General features: G+C 69.0%; 17 protein-coding genes. 6 read left to right on the plus strand and 11 right to left on the minus strand.

Going from position 1 to position 21,492, the window contains the following annotated elements; genetic code table 11:
• Positions 1-61: 61 nt before the first annotated feature.
• Positions 62-5,551, minus strand: coding sequence for an ATP-binding protein (locus B0293_RS02995; protein ID WP_039916050.1), 5,490 nt, complete (start codon positions 5,549-5,551; stop codon positions 62-64).
• A 404-nt stretch (positions 5,552-5,955) separates the two neighbouring features.
• Between B0293_RS02995 and B0293_RS03000 the strand changes: the two genes are divergently transcribed.
• Complete coding sequence (locus B0293_RS03000) at positions 5,956-6,189, plus strand: hypothetical protein (RefSeq protein WP_039916092.1); 234 nt, start codon at positions 5,956-5,958, stop codon at positions 6,187-6,189.
• A gap of 77 nt (positions 6,190-6,266) precedes the next feature.
• Here B0293_RS03000 and B0293_RS03005 read toward each other — a convergent pair whose 3' ends face one another.
• From B0293_RS03005 to B0293_RS03020, 4 genes are all read right to left on the minus strand, one after another.
• Entirely contained in the window at positions 6,267-7,481 is a 1,215-nt protein-coding gene (locus B0293_RS03005; RefSeq protein WP_077241215.1) for an HNH endonuclease signature motif containing protein, read from the minus strand.
• Between the two features lie 37 nt (positions 7,482-7,518).
• The gene (locus B0293_RS03010) at positions 7,519-8,943 is read right to left on the minus strand and encodes an ArnT family glycosyltransferase (RefSeq protein ID WP_005163985.1); all 1,425 of its coding nucleotides are present in this window, start codon (positions 8,941-8,943) and stop codon (positions 7,519-7,521) included.
• A gap of 26 nt (positions 8,944-8,969) precedes the next feature.
• Entirely contained in the window at positions 8,970-10,268 is a 1,299-nt protein-coding gene (locus B0293_RS03015; RefSeq protein WP_005163984.1) for a GGDEF domain-containing protein, read from the minus strand.
• 349 nt (positions 10,269-10,617) lie between these two features.
• Positions 10,618-11,877, minus strand: a complete 1,260-nt coding sequence (locus B0293_RS03020; protein WP_005163982.1) for an MFS transporter — start codon at positions 11,875-11,877, stop codon at positions 10,618-10,620.
• Positions 11,878-12,003: 126 nt separating this feature from the next.
• Here B0293_RS03020 and B0293_RS03025 point away from each other — a divergent pair, with 126 nt between their 5' ends.
• Complete coding sequence (locus tag B0293_RS03025; RefSeq protein WP_005163981.1) at positions 12,004-12,294, plus strand: hypothetical protein; 291 nt, start codon at positions 12,004-12,006, stop codon at positions 12,292-12,294.
• 1 nt (position 12,295) lies between these two features.
• On the opposite strand, the gene B0293_RS03030 is transcribed toward B0293_RS03025, so the two are convergent.
• Together B0293_RS03030 and B0293_RS03035 are read right to left on the minus strand one after the other, a co-directional pair.
• Positions 12,296-14,035: a discoidin domain-containing protein gene (locus tag B0293_RS03030; protein WP_005163979.1), complete on the minus strand. Its 1,740-nt coding sequence runs from the start codon at positions 14,033-14,035 to the stop codon at positions 12,296-12,298.
• A gap of 106 nt (positions 14,036-14,141) precedes the next feature.
• The gene (locus B0293_RS03035; RefSeq protein WP_005163977.1) at positions 14,142-15,080 is read right to left on the minus strand and encodes a GlxA family transcriptional regulator; all 939 of its coding nucleotides are present in this window, start codon (positions 15,078-15,080) and stop codon (positions 14,142-14,144) included.
• Positions 15,081-15,172: 92 nt separating this feature from the next.
• Here B0293_RS03035 and B0293_RS03040 point away from each other — a divergent pair, with 92 nt between their 5' ends.
• The 4 genes from B0293_RS03040 to rnhA are packed head-to-tail and all read left to right on the plus strand — an operon-like array spanning position 15,173 to position 17,652.
• Positions 15,173-15,592, plus strand: coding sequence for a DUF6010 family protein (locus B0293_RS03040; RefSeq protein WP_039919201.1), 420 nt, complete (start codon positions 15,173-15,175; stop codon positions 15,590-15,592).
• 25 nt (positions 15,593-15,617) lie between these two features.
• Positions 15,618-15,911 carry a putative quinol monooxygenase gene (locus tag B0293_RS03045; protein ID WP_005163974.1) on the plus strand — a complete coding sequence of 98 codons (294 nt, stop codon included), beginning with the start codon at positions 15,618-15,620 and terminating at the stop codon, positions 15,909-15,911.
• Positions 15,912-15,956: 45 nt separating this feature from the next.
• On the plus strand, positions 15,957-17,147 hold the full coding sequence (gene dinB, locus B0293_RS03050) for a DNA polymerase IV (RefSeq protein WP_005163972.1): 1,191 nt from the start codon (positions 15,957-15,959) through the stop codon (positions 17,145-17,147).
• A 22-nt stretch (positions 17,148-17,169) separates the two neighbouring features.
• Positions 17,170-17,652, plus strand: a complete 483-nt coding sequence (rnhA, locus tag B0293_RS03055; RefSeq protein ID WP_005163971.1) for a ribonuclease HI — start codon at positions 17,170-17,172, stop codon at positions 17,650-17,652.
• A 376-nt stretch (positions 17,653-18,028) separates the two neighbouring features.
• On the opposite strand, the gene B0293_RS44105 is transcribed toward rnhA, so the two are convergent.
• The 4 genes from B0293_RS44105 to B0293_RS03075 all read right to left on the minus strand — a co-directional run bounded on the left by B0293_RS44105 (position 18,029) and on the right by B0293_RS03075 (position 21,492).
• A complete protein-coding gene (locus B0293_RS44105; protein WP_005163969.1) occupies positions 18,029-18,700 on the minus strand; it encodes a hypothetical protein in 672 nt (223 codons plus the stop codon).
• A 196-nt stretch (positions 18,701-18,896) separates the two neighbouring features.
• Positions 18,897-19,394, minus strand: coding sequence for a hypothetical protein (locus B0293_RS03065; protein WP_005163967.1), 498 nt, complete (start codon positions 19,392-19,394; stop codon positions 18,897-18,899).
• Complete coding sequence (locus B0293_RS03070) at positions 19,391-20,803, minus strand: sensor histidine kinase (protein ID WP_005163965.1); 1,413 nt, start codon at positions 20,801-20,803, stop codon at positions 19,391-19,393. The genes B0293_RS03065 and B0293_RS03070 overlap by 4 nt, the downstream gene beginning before the upstream one ends.
• Positions 20,800-21,492, minus strand: a complete 693-nt coding sequence (locus B0293_RS03075; RefSeq protein ID WP_039919199.1) for a response regulator transcription factor — start codon at positions 21,490-21,492, stop codon at positions 20,800-20,802. Before B0293_RS03075 ends, B0293_RS03070 begins: the two co-directional genes overlap by 4 nt.

Raw genomic sequence — 21,492 nt, forward strand, 5'->3', positions numbered from 1 at the left:
CGGCGTAGGGGCCTTTCACAGCAACACTTGCCGTGAAAGGCCCCTACGCCGCGATCAAGTACTACTTCTTGGCCAGGCCCTGTTCGATCGCCTCGATGATGCGAGGCCGCATCTCGGCGGCGCCGATGATCGCGTCCACCGAACCGACCTTCACCGCGCGTTCGATGCTGTGCACCCCGTCGAACTCCGAAGCGACCGCGCCCAGCTTCTCGGCCCGCACCGAGGACTGGACCTCGGCCAGTTCCGCGGCCAGCGCGGCGCGTTCGGCGCCGGTCGCCCCGCTGAGCTTCTCCGACAGCGAGCGCACCCGCTGATCCGCCGCGGTCCGCGCGTTGACCTCACCGGAGAACACGACCGCCGCGGCGGGCGCGCCACCGAGCACGGAGGCGAACGAGCCTTCCAGCGCCAGCACGGTCATGTTCGGGTTCAGCGCCTTCGAGAAGACCACGAACGCGCCGCCGTGGTACCGCGAGATCACGGTGAACACGATGGGGCCTTCGAAGTTGACGATCGCCCGGCCGATCTCCGCGCCGTACTCCAGCTGGAGCTTCCGCATCGACTCCGGCGAACCGTCGAAGCCGGACAGGTTCGCCAGCACCACCAACGGCCGGTTGCCGCTGGCCGCGTTGATCGCCCTGGCGGCCTTCTTCGACGAACGCGGGAACAGCGTGCCCGCGGTGTAGGTGTCCGGGCCGTCGGTGGGCGGGAAGCCGCGGCGCGGCACCGAACGCGACTCGATGCCGAGCAGGCACACCGGCCGCCCGCCGAGGTGCACGTCCTGCACGGCCGCGGTCTCCGCGTCGGCCATGCCCGGCCAGCGCTCCAGCACCGGGTGGTCCTGGTCGGACAGCGCGCGCATCACCGTGCGGATGTCGAACGGCTTCTTGCGGTCCGGGTTGGCCTCCCGCGAGAAGATCTGGCCGACCGTGGTGAAGTCGCTGTCGACGGCCGCGTGCGGGAACGACGAGATGTCGCGGTCGATCGGGTCGCTCGTGACCGCCTTGCGCGGGCCGGTCTCCTCCGGCGCCACGTAGGTGTGGTCGTAGTGCGACATCAGCACATCGCGGGCCGCGGCGAGGTTCGGCGCCCAGTACTGCGCCTGGCCGTTCGGGCCCATGACGCGGTCGTAGCCGCCGATGCCGAAGTTGTCCTCGGCCGAGACGCCACCGGAGAAGTCGAGTGACTGCTTACCGGTCAGCACCATCGCGGAATCCGGCGTCATCACCAGGATTCCCTTGGTGTGCATGAGCATCGTCGCTTCGGCGTTCCAATACGGCTGGGCGCCGACGTTGATCCCGGCGACGACGATGTTGATCTCGCCACCGTCCTGGGTGAAGTGCACGATCCGCTTGAGCGCGGCCGCGACCCAGTCCATGTTCTCGGTGCCGGACTCCATCGAGATCCGGGCGCCCGCAGAGAGGGCGTACCACTCCAGCGGGACCCGCAGCCGCTCGGCGAGGTCCAGCGCCGCGATCACCCGGGAGCACTCCGGCTCCGAGAGCGCGCCGAGCGCCTTCGTCGGGTCGCCCAGCAGCACCACGCGCTTGACGCCCTCCGGGTACCGCTCGGTCGGCGTGGTGACCACCCCGGCGACGATCGCCGCCTTGTTGCGCCCCTTCTTCCGGTCGACCGGGACGAGCGTGTTGGTGTCGTCCATGTCGTACTCGGTGAACGAGCCGAGCATTTCGGTCAGCTCGTACGGGTACACCGTGTCGCGGCGGCGGGCGCGCAGCACGTTCTGGCGGTAGTCGTCGAGCGGGAGGATCGGCTCGGTGGTGGGCTCGGACAGCGACATCTGCACGCCGCCGCTCACGTCGTAGCCGATGCGGACGGCGACCTCGGTGACGTCGCCGGTCACGCGGTCGCGCTGCCTGCCGAGGAACTGGACCTCTTCGAGGCCCGCGCCCGCCGTCGACGGCTGGACGCGCTGCGCGACCGTGTTCAGCTCCTCACCGGTGAGCTCACTGGTCGGCCACACGTACAGCATGACCCGGTTGGTGTCGAAGCGCTTCTTCGGCGGAAGCTTCGCCTGCACCTCGCGGATCGCGTCGAGGCAGCCCGCCAGCGTGCCTTCGACCGCGGGCAGGGCCAGCAGCTTGCCGTCGTTGTCCCGCAACGGGGTCAGGTCACGGACCTGGGCGAGCGCGACCAGCCGCTGATCCGACGGGTTCATCGGCGAGACGCACTTGAACAGGTAGACGTCCTCGTCACCGGACGGCAGGCGCGTGAGGTCGAAGTTCGCCAGCCGCTGCAACTGCATCCGCTGCGCGATCAGCGGGTGGAGACCGCGGATCAGCCGCTCCTCGCTGAAACCGGTCGAGGACGGGCGGAAGGTGAAGTGGTGGTGCGTCACCGCGCCGCCGTGCCCGGCGACCGTGGTGGTGACACGCCGGATCCGGCTCGGCAGCGACTCGGCGGTGAGGATCTCCCGCAGGCCCGCCGCCATCGCGTCGTCGTCGGCCGAGTCGTCGTCCCAGGTCAGGTAGAGGTCCGCCTCGACGTCGGTGTCGGCGGGCAGCTGGGCGGCGAGATCGGCGACCGCCTTGATCGCGCCGGGCAGCCCGGCCCGGTCGACGGCGGTGGTGGCCATGTGGAACCGCTCGTTCTCGTCGGCGTAGTCACCGGTGACGAAGGTGCAGCCGCCGACGGTGACCTGCTGGACACCGGTGAGCGCGCGGTTGCCGTAGTAGCGGCGGCTCAGCACTTCGAGCAGCGGGGTGTGATCGGTGCCGGGGCGGCCGATCCGCTGCCCGAGCAGGCGCACCAGCGGTTGCGCGCTGGCCTGCATGCTCGCGATCCGCTCGGCGCGGTCCGGCGAGTCCGGGTTCAGGTCGAGGTGACGCAGGTGCTTGCGGACCTCGCTGTACACCTCGGCGCGCGTGCGGCGGAGCAGCGGCTGGGCGAACCAGCGGAACACGACGCTGCGGGCCAGATCGCCGACCACCGGGAAGCGGAGCTGGGTGGCGGCGATGAGCGCTTCCAGCGCCTTTCCGGCGGGTTCGCGCATCGACTCGAACGGCTGCGCCTCGGTGAGCCACTGCCGCAGCAGCGCCGTGACGACCGCTACGTCGGACGCGGTCCGCTGCTGGGCGAGGAAGATGCGGAAGACCGCCTCCTCCAGCTCCGGCGTCCGCTCCAGATCCGTGATGCCGTAGTGCGCCAGGACCTTCTTGAGCTTGTTCTGGAACGACTCCGACAACCCGGCGCGTTCGACGTCGAGGCTTTGGAGGTAGGTGTGGAAGAACTCGCGGGAGCTGTGCACCCGGTTGTCCGTCTTCGCCTCTTCGCGCGCCGGCTTGTTGCGCATCAGCTCGGACAGGTCGGCGAACACGGTCAGCAGTTCGACCTCGCCCTCCAGCGGGCGATCGCCGTTGTCCTCCAGCTCGGAACGGGCGGCCAGGTACGCGCTGAGCGTGCGGCGCTCGTCGTGCGGGTCGACGTCGAAGCCGAGCAGGAGGCTGCGGAGGTCCTGCTGTCCGCGCGTGATCCGCTGCGCCGCCGACGTGCCGTCCGGCTCCGAGGGCAGCTCGATCTCGACACTGCCGGTGTCCTCGGCGACCTCTTCGCCTTCGTCCGCCAGCGGTTCCAGCCGCAGCAGGGGAGCGCCGGTCTCGACCTGGCTGCCGACCGAGACCACGCACTCACGCAGCTTCGCGCGGAACGGCGCGCGGAGCACCGTCTCCATCTTCATGCTTTCCAGTACCAGCACGGGCGCGCCTGCCTCGACCTCCGCGCCGACCTCGAGCGGCGTCGCGACGACGAGCGCGGGTGCGGGTGAGCGGACGACGCCGCCCTCGTCGCGGCTGATGCGGTGGGTGACGCCGTCGACCTCGACCAGGTGGATCGGCCCGTGCGTGCCGGTGACCAGGCGGAACCGGGTGCCGTTGACGGTGATCTGGCCGGTGTGCTCGTCGAACCGGTCGACCTCGACGTCGGCGGGGTGGATGTCGCCGCCGCCCGCTGAGACACCGACGCGGAACCGGCGGTGGCCGATCCGGGCCACGCTCACCCGGTACGCGGCGCCGCGCAGTTTGAGGTCGAGCGGACGGCCGCTCTCGTGCTGAACCTGCGGGCGGCCACCGTGGGCGGTGGACAGAAGCCGTTGGCGCTCAACGGCTTCCTCGTCCTCGTAGGCCTCGATCGCCGCGGCCGCGAGCGCGATCGCCGAGTGGCGGTGGGTGACCAGCTTGCCTTCGCCGCGGACGCGGTCGATCCAGCCGGTGTCGGCGCTGCCGTCGATGACCTCGGGCTGGTCGAGCAGGTCGAGGACGAAGCTCTTGTTGGTCGCGCCGCCCTCGATGATGACGGTGGTCTGCGCCATCGCGCGGCGCAGACGGCCGAGCGCCTCGTCACGGTCGCGGCCGTAGGCGATGATCTTCGCGATCATCGAGTCGAAGTCGGCGGGGATCGTGTCGCCTTCGCTGACCCCGGTGTCGACCCGGATACCCGGTCCGGCGGGCAGATCCAGGCGGGCGATGCGGCCGGGCGATGGGGCGAAATCGCGGTCCGGGTCCTCGGCGTTGAGCCGCGCCTCGACGGCGTGGCCGAACTCGGCGGGCTGGACGCCCTCGAGCTTGCCGCCGGAAGCGACGTGCAGCTGGGCCTTGACCAGGTCCATGCCGGTGGTCAGCTCGGTGATCGGGTGCTCGACCTGGAGGCGGGTGTTGACCTCGAGGAAGGCGAACAGCTTGTCGCCCGGGTGGTAGAGGAACTCCACGGTGCCGGCGCCGCGGTAGTCGACCGCGAGCGCGAGCCGTTCGGCGGACCGCTTGAGCTCGTCGGCCTGCTCGGGGCTCAGCACCGGGGAGGCGGACTCCTCGATGATCTTCTGGTTGCGGCGCTGCACCGAACAGTCGCGGACGCCGAGCGCCCACGCGGTGCCCTGGCCGTCGGCGATGACCTGGACCTCGACGTGCCGGGCGCCGGTGACCAGGCGCTCCAGGAACACGACGCCGCTGCCGAAGGCCCGCTCGGCCTCCAGGCTGGTGCGCTCGTAGGCGTCCTTGAGTTCGTCGGCGGAGGTGATGACGCGGATGCCGCGCCCGCCACCGCCCGCGGTCGCCTTGAGCATCAGCGGGTAGCCGATGTCGTCGGCCGCGCGGATGGCTTCGTCGAGGTCCGCGACGGCGCCGCGGCTCCACGGCGCCACGGGCACGCCGACCTCTTCGGCGATCAGCTTCGCGCCGATCTTGTCGCCGAGCTTGCGCATCGCGTCCGCGCTCGGCCCGATGAAGGTGACGCCCAGCCGCTCACACAGCTCGGCGAAGGCCGGGTCCTCGGCCACGAAGCCCCAACCGACCCAGGCCGCGTCGGCCCCGGTCTCGGTCAGCGCCCGCTCCAGCACGGCGAAGTCCAGATACGGACGCGCCGACGCGGGACCCAGGTTGTGGCTGAGGTCGGCTTCCCGCACGAACGTCGCCGACCGGTCCGCGTCCGTGTAGAGAGCGACGGTCTCGATCCGCTGTCCGGTCTCCGCCGACAGCTCGCGGACGGCATGGATGAGCCGCATCGCGGCTTCTCCGCGGTTGACGATGGCGACACGACTGAACACCGACTGAGCCTCCCAAGTACGCAGCACAACAGGGTGACGTCCCGCCGGATCTCGCGCGGGACAGTCTCCTGAACCTGCCTTACAGCCTGCCTCTTACCGGCCGGTACGAGAATGTCGTCGGTGGCGCATGCCGAGGGCCGGGTCTTGTAGGAACCCGCCAAAAAGTGTCCTGGAACACCTAGTAGAGGGCCCTGATGACGTGATGAAGTGGACAATCGGGGGCCGGACTTGCTAGCCGGGTTCGTGAGGTGTCACCAGGTGTTCACGGCGGTTTCATCGGGGTGGCCCGGGTGGGGAGGCGTTGCCGGTTTTCGGCGACGGCTCTGGCCGGGGTGTCTCTCGGGCGAAGCCGGCGGCTGGAAGTCTGTCGCGCCGGGATCGCGGTGGACGGCATCATGTCGGACATGGCCGCAGACCTGCCCGCCGTGTCGATCGAGCTGTGGAGAGCCGATGCCGTCGTGTTGTTCGACTGGCTGATGAGCACGGACCTGAACAGCGTCCCGATCACGCACCCGGCCCAGAAGCAGGCGCTGATGGACTTGCTGACCCGGCTGGAGCACGAGACCGACATCCCCGGCGTCACGCAGGCGCAGATCGACGCCGCCCAAGCCGAAGTCGCGCATGACATGGGCTGGTAGTCGAAGGGGCGAGCAGGTGCGGGACCACCTGTAGAACGCGGCCTGTCGGGAGGCGTCGTCGTTTTTCGGCAATGGGTTCAGAACGGCGACGGGTCGTCGTCCGGGGGTGCCGTCGGGCGGGGTTCGTGCAGGGGCGGCGGGGTGCTGTCGTAGTGCTGCCCGGTCGGGGTGGTGATGGTGAGGGTGCCGTCAGCAGCCAGGGTGTAGATCCAGCCCGGTTCGTCCTTGAGCCGATGATCACGGCGGCAGAACGCGATCAGGTCATCGACATTCGTATGGCCACCGAACTGCCACGGCACCGAATGGTCCAGGTCGCAGGCTTGGGCGACACGGTGGCACCCGGGTCTTCGGCACTCACGATCCCGCACCCTCACGAACTCGCCGACACCGGCGGTGGGCCGATACCGTTCCCGGCCCAGGTCCAGCACCTGCCCGGACAGCGGGTCGGTGATGATCCGCCGCAGCACTGCGTCCGCGCCCGTGGCGATCTCCCGCGCCAGCGATGCCGGAATATGACCATGCCCGGCCAGCTCCGCCGGATCCTCGTTCAAGCCCAGGTAAGTCGCCAGGTCCATGTAGAGGAACACCTCCGCCCGTTCCCGGGAACCACCCTGCCCGCCCAATAGGAGATCCAGCGCGACGTCAGCGCGGAGCTGGTCCAGGGTGCGGGTCTCGCCACCGGTCTTGAGTGCCCGGGCTTCCCGGTCGATCCGGGTGTAGGCAGCGGTCACCTTCTCCACGGGGCCGTCCTCGACCTCGATCGACGCCACCCCGGACTCGCCCTGCCGCACTCTCAGCCGACGCCCCGCGCGGTTGTGTTCGGTGCGCCGCGCCGCCCCTTCCTTGTCCACGACCCCTGCCGCATGACTCGCCGCTTTCCGGATCTGCTCGGTATTCCGGCCCGCCAGCCGGTCCTCCAGCACCGCGTCCACAGCGCGAGCGTTCTCGTCGGACAGCCACGCGGTCGCCGCGGCGACCTTCGCCGCCCCCGCACCACCCAGCAACCCCCGATCCATCAACCCCAGCGTGCACGGCAAGCGGGTGGTCAACGCCTCCGCCGTCGACACCAGCGCCGCGGCATGAACGTCCACAACAGACAGCTCGAACGCCACCTCCTGCACCACACTCGACGCGCCACCGCGATGACGACCCAGCCGCGCGATCGCACGGAACCGGACCGCCTCCAACCGCGCGATATCCGCCGACGCCGCCTTCGCGAGCGCCACGCACTCGACGTCGGTCAGGGAGCTGATTTCCTTGTTTGAAGCCAAAAAGGCTGTGTCAGTGTCCACGACGAGAACGGTATGACCGGCCACCGACAGTTTCTGATCAGTAGTAGTGCCGCAACTCGCCCCACATAGCGGACCAAGGACGAGAAGTCCCTGCGCACAAGGAAATTTTCACTCCTTGCTCCTCGTTCTCGACTCCGAGACCGTTGTCGTGAGCGGCCACCTCACGACATTCGCGGAACCATTCCGGACGATACGGCCCGACGACGACCACCGGGCCGGTAGTCTCAGGAGGAGGTCCCCAGTCCGCATAGGACATATGCCCCGAGTAGACCGAAGGAAGTCCGTAATACTCCAAGGCTCCCGCTTGCCCGTAGTTGCGCGTGAAGATCACTGCGGTGGGTGCTTGCGACTGAACCCTGGCGACCGTCGAAGCCAGCTCGGGCCAGCCCGCTTGCTCGCCTTGCTCCTTGTTCACCACCAGAATCGGTGCCAGCGCGGAGACCGGCAGCAGTGGCAGCCCGACGATCAGCGACGCCGCCGCACCGGTCACGGCCCAGAACGCCGGCAGAACCCGGCGCGAGGTCCGGTCGAGCCGCCGCAGACAAGGTTCCGCGCCCGCGGCCGCGAGCAGCAACAAGAACGGTGCCGAGTAGTACGGTTTTCCGCCCAGTACCACCAGGATCACGCACAACACCGGATAGGCCAAAGCCAGTGAGCGAGCCCAGCGCAGGTCCGGATCCCGCCAGAGCCGCAGGCCCCCGGCGATCCAGACCGGCACGACCGCGGGCGACAGATAGAGCAGTTGCATCGGCACGAACAGGATCCGGTTCTCCGCGCCGTCGTCCTCGCTGATCCCGGAAGCCACAGTCAACAAAGGGAAATCGTGGGTCGCCTGCCAGATCAGCCCCGGCGCCGCCAATGCCAGCGCGAGCAGGATCCCGGCAGGCAGCCATAAAGTGCGGAACACCGTTCGCGGGCCGACGGCGAGCATCGCCACACCGATCGAGGCGACCATCAGCAGGACGAGCCACTTGCTCTCCAGCCCGACACCGATGACAGCGCCGATCGCGAGCCACCACCGCCCGTCGCCGGTGCGGAACAAACGCAGGACCACCAGGCCCAGCGCACTCCAGACCAGCATGTCGATCGTGGCCGTCGACAGCATGTGCCCGTCGACCACGACGAACGCCGCCAGCGCGGTCATCGCGGCGGTGAGGACCTGCGGACCGCGGCCACCGCCGAACTCGCGGGCGACCAGCGCGAGCAAGACCACCGTTCCGGCCGCGCACAACGTCGCGGCCACGCGCAGGCCGTAAGGAGTGGCTCCGAAAAGGTCGGTGGAGATCCGCGCGAGCAAGGGCGTCAGCGGCGGCTGATCGACATAACCCCACGCGAGCCGCTTGCCCGCGGCGAGGAAGTAGAGCTCGTCCCGGTGAAATCCGTACCTTCCGGACAACAAGGTCAAGACCAGGACCTGGATCGCGACCACCAGACCGACAGGACCCCAAGCGAATCGCTTCATCGTGCCTCCCCAGACGGAGGCGAAGCTTACTGCGCGGGAGGGGCCAGTTCGACGCGATTGCGGCCACCCTGCTTCGCCCGGTAGAGCGCTGTGTCGGTGGCGACGAGCAGGTCGTCGACGCTGGTGATGTTGGTGGCCGGGTACAACGCCCCGCCGATCGACACCGTCAGGTCGGTCAGCACGGTGTCGCGATCGGGCAGGGCGACCGAGACCACCGCCACCTGGTGCCTAATCCGTTCGGCAACCTGGCGCAGCGTCTCTTCGCCGTGGATGTCCGGGATGACGATCGCGAACTCCTCGCCGCCCCAGCGTCCGCAGACGTCCTGCTCGCGGATCTCGGCGCGCAGCGCGTCACCGACCGCCCGCAGGACGAGGTCGCCGTTGGGGTGACCGTAGGTGTCGTTGATCGTCTTGAAGTTGTCGAGGTCGAGGAACAGCACGCCGAGTTTCCGGCCGGCCCGTGTCCGGCCCAGGTGTTCCTCGGCCAGCTGGCGCCAGCGGCGTTTCGTGACGAGCCCGGTGGTGGCGTCGGTGTGCGCGTCGCGCCGGTACTGAGTCAGCAGCAGTCCGCGGTGCAGCGCGACCAGCGCGATGACGACCCCGACCAGGACCAGTGGATTGGCCTGGACGAGGACGACGGCGGTCACGAGACCGAGGCCGAGCGAGCCTGCTTCGAGGATCTGGTCGCCGAACCCGGAGAACAGCTCGCCGATCGACTTCGGCGGTGAGGAGAGCGCGATCGCGATCATCACCAGCGCGGTGTTGATCGCCCAGCGCAGGGCCGCGGCCACGATGATGACGGCCAGGTCGCCCAGCCCGGCGAGCAGTCCGGAGTCGGGTGAGCCGGGGTAGTGGCGCATGCCGAGGCTGAGGACGACGACGGCGGCCTGCGTGCCGCAGAGCACCGTCGCGGCGGAAAAGATCCACCGATGGGGGAGCACCGGCCGCTGGTGTGGCCAGATCCGCAGCCATGCGATGGTGTAGGTCACCACGACCATCGCGGCGGCGAGCACCGGCGGCAGCGCGATGACGGCGGCGACGCTCCACACCGCCTTGGTGTCGACGTAGGCGACCGCCGGGGCCCTGTCGTACTCCCGCTGGCGTTCGATCTGCCGGGTGCCCTCGATCGCGATGGCCGCGCACAGCGTTAAGACGCCGAAGCGGATCAGGTCGGTACCGGTCACCGGGACCAGCCAGGCCGTGGCGGCGGTCGAGAGGACCGCGATGAGATTCACGACCAGGACGTAGGAACGCACAGGTCGCGGCAGGCTCCACAGGTGCCAGGCCCTGAGCCGCCGCCGCGCGCCGCCGAGTCGTCCGTCCACGCACCCTCTTCCGTCGGTGATCTACACCGTAATCGAACCGGGACTGCGACGACCGTCGTTGTCCGGACGATAAGAAGCGCGGCCTCGAATTCCCCCGGACAGCCCAACCGAAACGAGGGAGGTGCACCGATGCAGGACAACAACTGGTGAATGTTTTGCCTGATGCATCGCTATTTCGAGGGAGGTGAACGACATGCGGGACAACAACTGGACCACTCGGCGTGACAACAACTGGACCTGAGTGATCTCGCCCACGAGCGCGCGGCTTCGCGAAGGGAGGTGAACGCAGTGCGTGACAACAACTGGACGACCCGACGTGACAACAACTGGACGTGATGAACCGATCGAGTCAGGAACCGTGCTCGCCAACGGGTGTCGTCCCGCCGGCCGGTCCCACGGGATCTTCGTGATCCGCGGGGCCGCGGCGGGACGACACCGCCCGTGACCAGCCCACTCCGGCGACGAAGGCGACCACGACGCCCGCACTCGCGGCGACGGTGATCACGGTGGTCGGCGCGAAGACCTGGGCCAGCAGGCCGGCGGCCGCGATCCCCGCCGCCTGAGCCGCCCTCAGTGCCGCGATCGCGACCCCGATCACCTGGCCGCGCTGGGCCGACGGCGCGGCGAGGCTGTACTGCGTCTGGGTGATCATGTCGTGCGCGGAGAACACGCCCGAGAGCGTCCACAACACGACGATCGTGACCAGGCCGGAAGCCCAGCCGGTCGGGATCAGCACCAGGCTGCTCGCCACCGTCAGCGCGCCCAGCACCCGGACTTGCCGTTCGCGCGGGATCCGGCTCAGCAGGATGCCGCCCAGCACCGACCCGACCGGGTTCGCGGCCAGCAGCCAGGGCAGCGCGCCCGCGCCGCCCAGTTCGGCGGCGACCGGGACGGCGAGGCCTTCGGGCACGACATAGAAACCGCAGCAGCAGGCGATCAGCAGCAGCCAGCGCAGCTTGCGGTCGCGGGCGACCAGGCGGCAGCCCGCGATCAGGGAAGGGCGCTTGTGGTGGCTCGGCGCCGAAGGCGGATAGCGATCCAGTCCGAAGCGGAGCATGACGGCTGACAGCGCGAACGTCCCCGCGTCGATCAGCAGCGCCCCGGGGACGCCGAGACCGGTGACGACGGCGGCGCCCGCGCCGAAGCCCACCACGAGCCCGGCCTGGTAGGTGGACGAGATGATCGCCTGGCCGACGACCAGGCGGTCCGGGTCCAGCAGATCCGGCAGCATCGCCTGCCGGGCCGCTTGGAACGGTCCGGCCATCAGCTGCACGAGGAACAGCAGCGCGGCCGCGGCGGGCAGGGGCAGGCCCGGGACCGCCATCAGCGCGATCAGCACCGCGCGGCCGACGTCGGTCACCACCATCACGGTGCGTCGCGAGAACCGGTCCGCGACGCCGCCCAGCGCGCCGCCGAGGAGATCGGGCACGAAGGTCAGCGCATACGCCGCCGATGCCCAGCCCGCCGACGACGTCCGGTCGAACACCAGCACCGTGAGCGCGACCCTGGCCAGCTGGTCGCCGGCGATCGACAGCAGGTGCGCGAGCCAGATCCGGCGGAATTCGGCGACCGCGAAGACGCTGCGGAACGACGCCGCCCGGGCTGGCATGCGCTTCAGGCTGTCGTGAAGCGACCACTTCGCGCAACCCCGAAGATCTTCGAAAAATATCCGCCGCCGTGTCGAACCGCGGGGTACTCGTTCGACGTGTGAGTAAGAGAAGGAACGGAGAATCCGATGTCGCACTCACTGGGCCCGCTGGCCAACAACCTCGCCGCCTATGCCATCTACTCGACCGCGCAGACCGAGATGCGCCACGCCTACAAGCTGATCGATGCGGGCGACTACCTCGGCGCCGCCGCGGAGATCGATTCCGCCGCGCACGCCGCCGAGGTCCTCGCCCGCGCCACCTCCGAACTGGACGCCGAGCGTTCGGAACGATGGCTCAGAGTCGTCGCCGCCCGGAGGCGGTTCGCCGAACAGGCCCGGGTGCGGGCCTCGGACACCGCACTGCCGCTCGCCGCGTGAGTCAGCCCGCCGGATAGGCCGAGCCGATCCAGGCCTCGTCCACCCGCAGCCGGTCGACGCCCTGGCCGTCGACCTTCTCCACCCGCACATGCCGCGCCGTCGTCATGGGCAGGTCGATGAACTGCACGCCCCGGTGGTTCGGCAGCGAGCCGGTCTTCACCGGCGAACCCCAGTTCTTCCCGTCCGCGCTGACGTACACCCGGTAGTTCTTGATCCGCGCCGAATTCGTCGCCGGGTAGGTGGTCGAGTCCTCACGCTGGTTGATCCCGACGTACTGGATCCGCTTCGGCGTCCCGAGATCGAAGCGCAACGACACCGGCCGCGCGGACGTCGCGTCCCAGTACGTCGAGTAGTCGCCGTCCGCCGCGGCCTGCGCCGGATGCCCGCTCCCCGAAGCGCTGGCGCTCATCGTGTAGGACGACGGCGGATAGGCGCCCTCGCGTCCGCTGGTCTCCACCGTGAACACGGTGTCGTACTGGTCCCACGACGAGATGCCCGACAAGGTCAGCTTGCCACCGGACTGGCTGTGCGCGACCACCGCGCCGGTGCGCTGGTTCGTCACCCGTTTGACCTTGTACCCGTTGTCGCGCAAGGAAAGCGTACTTCCGGATGGGCGGGTGAGCACATGGAGATAATGCTTGTCCGGGTCGGTTTTGGACACCGTCGTGACGCCGTGCGCGCCGTCGTTCCAGAAGCCGGGCGCGAACCCGCCGTGGTCGTAGCCGCCGCCGTGGGTGCCTTCGATGGACGGCCAGATCTTGTCGAAGTACCCGGCGGCGAAGTCGTTGAACGCCTCCTGGTTCGACGGGAACCGCCCGTTCACCATGGCGGTTTCGGCCATCAGCGCCTTGACGTCCGAGCCCTTGTTGGCCAGGTACCGGCCGAGAGTGAGCTTGTGGTCGACCGCCGAGTTCGAGCCGCTGTACCACCACGCACCGGACGTGGGGAGCTTGAAGCACGCCTCGATCAGCCGCGGCGCGGCGGTGTAGACCGCCTGCGGGTAGTCGTAGGCCGGGGTCATTCCGGTTTTCTGCTCGTTGCTGATCGTGTCCATGATCGGGGTGTCTTCGTTGTTGTTGCTCAGCAGGTAGTCCGGCCGCTCCCGGCGGACGCGTTCGTAGAGGCCGTTGCGCTCCCAGTACGCGTTGTCGTTGTCGATCCAGAACCCGGCGAGATCGGGATAGCGCCGCATGATCTCGACGAAGTTGTCGTAGCCGAACTCGCCGAAGCCGTCGCGGGTGTGCAGGTCGACCTGCTTGCCCTTGTACTTCGAATACGCGGACGAGTTCAGCCAGCTCTTGCCCGAACCGAGACCTTCGTTGTACCACTGGGGATCGTCGGTCAGGTAGTTGATGACCTTGACCCCGCCCGCCTTGCCCGCGGCGATCAGCTCGCCGAGGAAATCCCTTGTGGTGGAACAACTTCCGGGAATCGCGCTCGGCCACGCCCTGGCGTAGCCGAGCCTGCTGTGGAACGACGCCAGGACGATGTACTGCGCGTGCAGTTTCTTCGCCTCGTCGATCCAGTACTTCGCGTTCCATCCGCCGTCGGTGACGGCCTTTTCCCAGTCGCCGCAACTGGTGTAGCCCGGCGACGTGCGCATTCCCCAGTGCAGGAACAGGCCCGCGCTCGAGGCGCGCAGCCAGTCCTGGCGAGGATGCCGCACCTCGGCGTTCGCGGGTGTCAGTCCGGTGAGAACGAGTACGAGGGCCACTAGGACGCCCAGCTTCTTGCCCAGCACGAGCTTGCCTCCTGACGACGTCCCCTACGGCGGGAGAAGACGTGCTCGGTGATGTGTACGGCCATCGTCGCCGGGACGCCCGGTCACCGGCAAGAGGTGTTCCCGGTCAACGGAAAGCGCGTCGATAGGTGACCGGGCTGACGCCGGTCGTGCGCTTGAACCGGTCGCGGAACGAGGTGGGCGAACCGAAACCGACTTCGGTGCCGATGCGTTCGACGGCGTACTGGGTGGTCTCCAGCAGATGCTGCGCCTGCCGGATCCGCGTCCGGTGCAGCCACTGCAACGGGGTCGTCCCGGTCTGTTCGCGGAAGTGCCGGATGAGCGTGCGGGTGCTCATCCCGGCGCGGGCGGCGATGTCGGCCAGGCTGAGGTCGCGCGCGAGGTTCTCCTGCATCCAGAGCAAAGTGGGTTCCAGCGCCGCGCCGCGGGGAGCGGGCGGATGCCGCAACGCGATGAACTGCGCCTGGCCGCCTTCGCGTTCCAGCGCCATCACCGAAAGGCGGGCGGCGTCGGCGGCGATCGCGGCGCCGTGGTCGCGGCGGATCAGGTGCAGGCACAGGTCCATGCCCGCGGCGGCGCCGGCCGACGTGAGGATCTGCCCGTTGTCGACGTAGAGCACGTCCGGGTCGACGTCGATCTCCGGATAGGCGGCGGCCAGCGCTTCGGCGGCTATCCAGTGCGTGGTGGCGCGGAGGCCGTCGAGAAGGCCCGCGGCGGCGAGGATGAAGGTGCCGGAACAGATCGAGGCGATCCGCGTGCCCTTCGCGGCGGCCGAGGTGAGCGCGTCGCGGACGGCTTCCGGTAACGGCCCGGCCGGGTCGGAGGTACCCGGGACGATGATCGTGCCGGCCTCGCGGAGCGCGTCCAGCCCCCACGGCGCGCGCAGGGTGAAGTGCCCGGCGTCGATCTCCGGATGCTCGGCGCAGACGATCACCCGATAGCCCGCGTTTCCGTCGGCGAGCCTGGTCCTGGCGAAGACCTCGATCGGCGTCGAGAGGTCGAACGGGATCACCTTGTCCAGCGCGAGGACGGCGACGGTGTGCATGACCGCAACCTACCCGCCCGATGGCGAGATCCCGTTGGAAGACGTCATTCACGCCACTGGGAGCGGGCTTCGTCCGGTTCTAGCGTCGAGCCATGATGATCATCGCGCCGATTCTGGTCGGCCTCGTCTACGTCGTGCTGATGTCGCTGATCCACGAGCCGCACCGCCGCCGCTTCAACGCCGTCATGGTGGCGGGCGCCGGCGCCGCGTACCTGAGCGGCGGCGGACTCGGGATCTGGGAGTTCGCGTTCACCGCCGTCGTCACCTACGTGGCGTACCGGGGCCTGGAGTCCTGGACGTTCATCGGCATCGCCTGGCTGCTGCACACCGGCTGGGACGTCGTGCACCACCTCAAGGGCGCCCCGATCATCCCGTTCGCGGAGCATTCCTCGTTCGGCTGCGCGATCTGCGACCCGGTGATCGCGATCTGGTGCTTCACCGGCGGGCGATCGGTGACGGATTTCGTCCGCACGCGTGTCGTTTTCCGTCGCGCCCGTTCGACGGTTCAGTAAGGCGACCGAACGAAAGGAGTACGGGATGACAGTGATCGTCGCGGGGAAGGTGTACGTCGACCCCGAGGAGCGGGACGAGTACGTGGCGGGCCATCAGGTGATCGTCGAGAAGGCGCGGGCCCACCCCGGGTGTCTCGACGTGGTGATCTCGGCCGACACGCTCGAGGCGGGCAGGGTGAACATCTTCGAATACTGGGAGTCGGAGGAAGTGCTGAACGCGTGGCGCGCGATCTCGCCGAGGCCGACGTATTCCGCCGAGATCCTGACCGGGGAGGTCTTCAAGCACCGGGTTTCCCACTCGGGGCCGCCGTTCGACTGAGCCGGAAGCTTGGTCGTTCCGCCGTTTGATGCGAACATATGTTCTATGACGACCGAGGGTCCCATCCTGCACGCCGACCTGGACTCGTTCTACGCGTCGGTCGAGCAGCGGGACGACCCGAGCCTGCGCGGGCGGCCGGTCATCGTCGGCGGAGGTGTCGTCCTGGCGGCCAGCTACGAGGCCAAGGCGTACGGCGTCCGCACGGCGATGGGCGGCGGCCAGGCGCGGCGATTGTGCCCGAACGCGATCGTCGTCCCGCCCCGGATGCGCGCGTACTCGGAGGCGAGCAAGGCGGTCTTCGAGGTCTTTGGCAACACGACGCCGCTGGTGGAGGGCATCTCGATCGACGAGGCCTTCCTCGACGTCGGTGGGTTGCTGAAGATCGCGGGCACGCCGAGCCGGATCGCCGCGAAACTGCGAAAGGACGTCCTGGAGCAGGTCGGCCTGCCGATCACCGTCGGCGTCGCCAGGACGAAATTCCTCGCGAAGGTGGCCAGCGGTGTCGCGAAACCCGACGGACTGCTCGTCGTGCCGCATGACAAGGAGATGGAGTTCCTGCACCCGCTACCGGTCGAGCGGCTGTGGGGCGTCGGCAAGGTGACCGCGCAGAAGCTGCGCGAGCGCGGGGTGACGACGGTCGGGCAGATGGAGGGGTTCGGCGAGAAGGAACTCATCCGGATGCTCGGTCGCGGCGTTGGCGTCCACCTGCACGCCCTCGCCCACAACGACGACCCGCGGCGGGTGCAGACCGGCCGCCGTCGCCGGTCGATCGGGGCGCAGCGCGCGCTCGGCAGCAGACCGCGTACCCCCGCCGAACTCGACGCGACACTGCTGACCCTGGCCGATCGCCTGGCCCGGAGGCTGCGCGCGGCGCACCGGGTGTGCCGGACCGTGGTGCTGCGGATGCGGTTCGCCGACTTCGCCAAGGTGACCCGCTCGCACACCCTGCTGGAGGCGACCGAGCAGACCGGCGCGATCGTCGCCGCGGCCCGCGACCTGCTCGCCGCGGCGAGACCGCTGATCGACGAACGCGGGCTCACCCTGATCGGCCTCGCTCTCACGAACCTGACGAAAGACGACGCGATCCAGCTGGCTCTGCCGTTCGACGCCAAGCCAAGGGACGCGCTCGACGCGACGCTCGACACCGTTCGGGACCGCTTCGGATCGAAGTCCATCACCCGGGCGGTGCATCTCGGGCAGGTCGAGGAGCCGTGGGTGCCGCTGCTGCCGGACTGACCCCGTTCATTAAGGTGTCCGGGTGGCGGAAGTCGAGATCTACACCGATGGCGCGTGCAGCGGCAATCCCGGCCCCGGCGGCTGGGGCGCGGTGCTGCGGTACGGCGACGTCGAGAAGGAGATCTACGGCGGGGATCCTGGTCCGACCACGAACAACCGGATGGAGCTGACCGCGCCCATCGAGGCGCTGGAAAGCCTCAAACGCCGGGTCACGGTGGACATCTACACCGACAGCACGTACGTCCGGAACGGCATCACCAGCTGGGTGCGGAACTGGAAGAACAACGGCTGGATGACCTCGGCCAAGACGCCGGTCAAGAACGCCGACCTGTGGCGCCGTCTCGACGAAGCCGCATCACAGCACGACGTCGAATGGCACTGGGTGAAGGGGCACGCCGGGCACCCGGAGAACGAGCGAGCGGACCGGCTCGCCGTCAAAGGCGTGGAAGAGGTCGTGGGGCGACCTGTCGTCCAGCCCGGCGAACGGTCCGCCCGGCGTCGCTAGCGATCCGCCGGGCCACCGAGACCACGCCTTCGCCCCGTCTGAACGTCGTGACCGGACCGGTCACGCAGGGACTGTGTGGATTTCTGGTCATCCAACGCACCAAAACCCACACAGTCGACGTCCTGGCACGAACATCACGCAGGACCGCTGACCTGCACCACGAACTCGCCACCCTTGCCCTATCCCTCAATAACTCTCAAGGGAACAGGCCTGCCAGTCACGACCCCTCGACCCGGCGCGGTCAAGACGGGGAGATGGTGTTGCGAAAGTGGCTTTCACAACGGTGAAGGTTGTGAAAGCCACTTTCGCAACATCCGGAGCCGGTACGCAGGCGGGCACGACACGCCTGCCTTGGGGCCGTCGTTAGAAAGCGTCGTCAGCAGCTGACGCTGACCTTCGCGCTCTTGGCGAAGGAAACGTGCACGTGGTCCATGTGGTTGGCGGTCGCGCCGCCGCGGTCCTCCATGGTGTCCCAGCCGCTGCCGTCGTTGTAGCGCTGGCGCCAGATGACGTAGGTGACGCCGAAGTCCTTCTGGTTGGCCAGGATGTAGTCGGCGATCGCGTTGCCGGTGGCGGTGTCCACCATGAAGTCCAGCGCGAGGCCGGAGGGGTGGTCGCTGGCGTTCGCGCGGCCGGCGACGCCGCCGACGGTCTTGACGCCGAACTTCGCCTTCACGTGGTTGCCGACCTGGGCGACGTGCGGCTTGGTGCCGGCGAGGCTGGTCGAACACGCCGTCGCGGCGGGCACGGTCGTCTTCACCGGGGCGGGGGCCTTGGTCGACGTCGTCGGCTTCGGGGGAGCCGAGGAGGTCGAGGGGGGCGGGGTCGTCGTCGAGCTGGAGGGCGGGGTGCTGCTGGTCGACGGCGGGGGAGTCACGCTGGAGACCGGGGGAGCCTTCACCGCGAGCGCCGCGCTGGCCGCTTCGACGTCAGGGGTACCTGCGGTGGTCAGCCACATCGACGCCGGGAGCGCCGTGGCGACCGCTGCCGCGATACCCGCGGGGAGCTTCCATTGCGGAGCCTTGGTTTTGCGATGTCTGCCGGCCATTTCTCTGATCACTCACCACTTCGGGGACGGGAACTCGCGTCGGGGGCCGCGAGCTCCGGGCAACATTACGAAAAGGACACGGCAATGTCACGCCCGAGTGTGTTCGCCCACAGTTACCTTGATCCGTGAACCAAAAGGAGCTCACGTCCGTACAGGTACAAGAAGTGCTTTTATGTGAGCACTGTGAGTGACGAAATCAGTCCGCTTTGCAGGACTGGAAGAGCACGTCGTCGTAGGGCGAGATCACGTTCACCCCGGGGGAGCGCGGAGCCTGTCCGGTGCTCGTCGAAGCCGCGATCACGGTACAGACCAGCTGATTGATGGCCTGGTCGGACAGTTTGCGCACCGAGAACGGCAGCGAGAGGCTTGACGGGTCGCCCGGGTACACCGCGACCTTGTCCAATCCCACGGGAACGAACGTGGTGAGTCCCTGCGCGGCTTCCCGTTCCGTCGGCCCCTTCAACAGCATCCTGATCGCGCCTTCGGGGGAGACGTAGCCTTCGGTGGGCCTGGTCACCGGGATGACGCGGCCGTCGGAGACGAAGTACAGCGTCAGGCCGCCGAGAAGCTGCCTCCCCCCGGTGTTGTGGATCGACGGTCCCGGCCCGGCCGGGACGACGCCGGTCGGCTGCACGCCGCAGGCCGTCACCAGGGCCGCGGCCGCGAGGACGGGCAGGATCCGGGTCTTCCTCATCGCGTCCCCCCTTCGGTGCGGTGCGGCAGGCGCAGCACGAACCGGGCTCCGTTCCCGGTGTTGGCGGCCGTGATGTCGCCGCCGTGCAGACGGGCGTTCTCCAGCGCGATCGCCAGCCCCAGCCCGCTGCCTTCGGACCGGGCCCGGGCGGTGTCGGCCTTGGTGAACCGGTCGAACACATGCGGCAGGACCGCGGGATCGATCCCGGGCCCGTGATCGTCGACCTCCAGCGTGACGCCGTCGCCGTCGGCGCGCAGCCGGACTGCGACCGGGCCCTCACCGTGCCGGAACGCGTTGCCGACGAGGTTGGCCACGATCAGGTCCAGCCGTCGCCGGTCGACGCGGGCGAGTACGCCTTCCGGCAGGTCGACGGTCAGGTCTTCGCCGTCGCGCCAGCCGCGGGCGTCGAGACTGTCCCGGATCGCCGTCGCGAGATCCCATTCGTCAAGCACGAGTTCGGCGCGGCCCGCGTCGAACCGGGAGATCTCGACCAGATCCTGCACGAGCCGCGTCAGCCTGCGGGTCTCACCCGAGACCAGCCGGGCCGCGACGGCCGTGTCCGGCGGGAGTGCCTCCGCGTCCTCGTCCAGGACGTCGGTGACCGCGTTCATCGCCGCGAGCGGCGTGCGGAGTTCGTGCGAGACGTCGGCGACGAACCGGCGGGCGTCGGCCTCCATGGCTCTCAGCTCGCCGACCGTGCGCTCCAGTTCGGCGGCGGTGTTGTTGAAGGTGGTGACCAGTTCGGCCAGCTCGTCGGATCCCTTGGCGGGCAGCCGGACGTCGAGCCTGCCTTCGCCGAGCTGGGCGGCGGCGGTGTTGAGCGCGCGGACCGGCCGCAGCACCTGTCTCGCCGCGAGCAGGGCGAGCGCGGCGGCCAGCGGCAGGGCGAGCGCGGCCATCTGCCAGGCGGACTTCGCCAGTTCGTCGATGGCCTGTTGCTGCTGGACGAGCGAGGTGAGCGAGTACACCTCGACGCCGCTGGCCCCCATCGACCCGTCCGGCTGCCGCGCCAGCACCGGCAGGCCGACCAGAAGTTCGGGACCGGTTTCACGGTCCACCCGCTGGAATTGGATCCGGGTGTCGCTCGCGACGGTCTGCCGCAGTTCGGGCGAGAACACGGACAGATCCGGGCCGTTGACCGACCGCAGGTTCCGGTAGACCGCGACGGCGGTCAACCGCAGGCTGCCCGCGAAGTCGTTGAGCTGCTCCTGGGTCGGCGGCGTGGACAGCGGACGGCCGTAGGTGCTGACCCGGTCCTTCAGCTGGTTCATCGCCGCGTTCTGGACCGCTTCGAGGATCGCGTTGCGGGCCGAGACGTAACTGGCTCCCGCCGCGGCCGCCGCCCCGATGATCGTCATCGCCGCGAAGGCCAGGATGAGCCGGGGCCGCAGCCCGGAGAGCAGCCTCATGAACGGCCGAACCGGTATCCGAAGCCCCGGACGGTCTGGATGTGGTCTGGTTTCGCGGGGACGTCTTCGATCTTCGCGCGCAGCCGCTGGACACAGGCGTCGACCAGCCGGGAGTCGCCGAGGTAGTCGTGATCCCAGACGGCGGAGAGGATCTGCTGGCGGCTGTAGACCTGGCCGGGCGTGCGCGACAGCTCCAGCAGCAGTTTCAGCTCGGTCGGGGTGAGCGAGACCGGCTGGCCGTTCTTCGTGACCACCAGCCCGGCCCGGTCGATGATCAGGCGGCCGTGCCGCTCGACGGCCGGGTCGTTCTCGCTCGCGGGCTTCTCGCTCACCGCGCGCCGCAGCACCGCCCGGATCCGGGCGTCGAGCACGCGCGGTTCGATCGGCTTGGTCACGTAGTCGTCGGCGCCCGCCTCCAGCCCGGCCACGATGTCGAAGTCGTCGCTGCGGGCGGTGAGCATGATGATCGGCACCTCGCCCGCAGAGCGGATGCGGCGGCAGGTCTCGAAGCCGTCGATGCCGGGCAGCATCAGGTCCAGCACGACGATGTCAGGCTGGAACACCCGGAGTTTCTCCAGCCCGAGCTCACCGCTTTCGGCGGTGTGGACGGTGTGCGCCTGCCGGCGCAGCGCGAGTTCCAGTCCCTCCCGGACGGACGCGTCGTCTTCGATCAAAAGGACACTTGCCAC

Source organism: Amycolatopsis azurea DSM 43854 (genome assembly GCF_001995215.1).
Classification (GTDB): domain Bacteria; phylum Actinomycetota; class Actinomycetes; order Mycobacteriales; family Pseudonocardiaceae; genus Amycolatopsis; species Amycolatopsis azurea.

Bases quoted from the DNA above. Each gene is read 5' to 3' on its own strand.
- B0293_RS03000 (WP_039916092.1), top strand. From the start codon at position 5,956: ATGGCCGCAGACCTGCCCGCCGTGTCGATCGAGCTGTGGAGAGCCGAT.
- B0293_RS03010 (WP_005163985.1), bottom strand. From the start codon at position 8,943: ATGAAGCGATTCGCTTGGGGTCCTGTCGGTCTGGTGGTCGCGATCCAG.
- B0293_RS03020 (WP_005163982.1), bottom strand. From the start codon at position 11,877: ATGCCAGCCCGGGCGGCGTCGTTCCGCAGCGTCTTCGCGGTCGCCGAA.
- B0293_RS03025 (WP_005163981.1), top strand. From the start codon at position 12,004: ATGTCGCACTCACTGGGCCCGCTGGCCAACAACCTCGCCGCCTATGCC.
- B0293_RS03035 (WP_005163977.1), bottom strand. From the start codon at position 15,080: ATGCACACCGTCGCCGTCCTCGCGCTGGACAAGGTGATCCCGTTCGAC.
- B0293_RS03040 (WP_039919201.1), top strand. From the start codon at position 15,173: ATGATGATCATCGCGCCGATTCTGGTCGGCCTCGTCTACGTCGTGCTG.
- B0293_RS03045 (WP_005163974.1), top strand. From the start codon at position 15,618: ATGACAGTGATCGTCGCGGGGAAGGTGTACGTCGACCCCGAGGAGCGG.
- dinB (WP_005163972.1), top strand. From the start codon at position 15,957: ATGACGACCGAGGGTCCCATCCTGCACGCCGACCTGGACTCGTTCTAC.
- B0293_RS44105 (WP_005163969.1), bottom strand. From the start codon at position 18,700: ATGGCCGGCAGACATCGCAAAACCAAGGCTCCGCAATGGAAGCTCCCC.
- B0293_RS03065 (WP_005163967.1), bottom strand. From the start codon at position 19,394: ATGAGGAAGACCCGGATCCTGCCCGTCCTCGCGGCCGCGGCCCTGGTG.
- B0293_RS03070 (WP_005163965.1), bottom strand. From the start codon at position 20,803: ATGAGGCTGCTCTCCGGGCTGCGGCCCCGGCTCATCCTGGCCTTCGCG.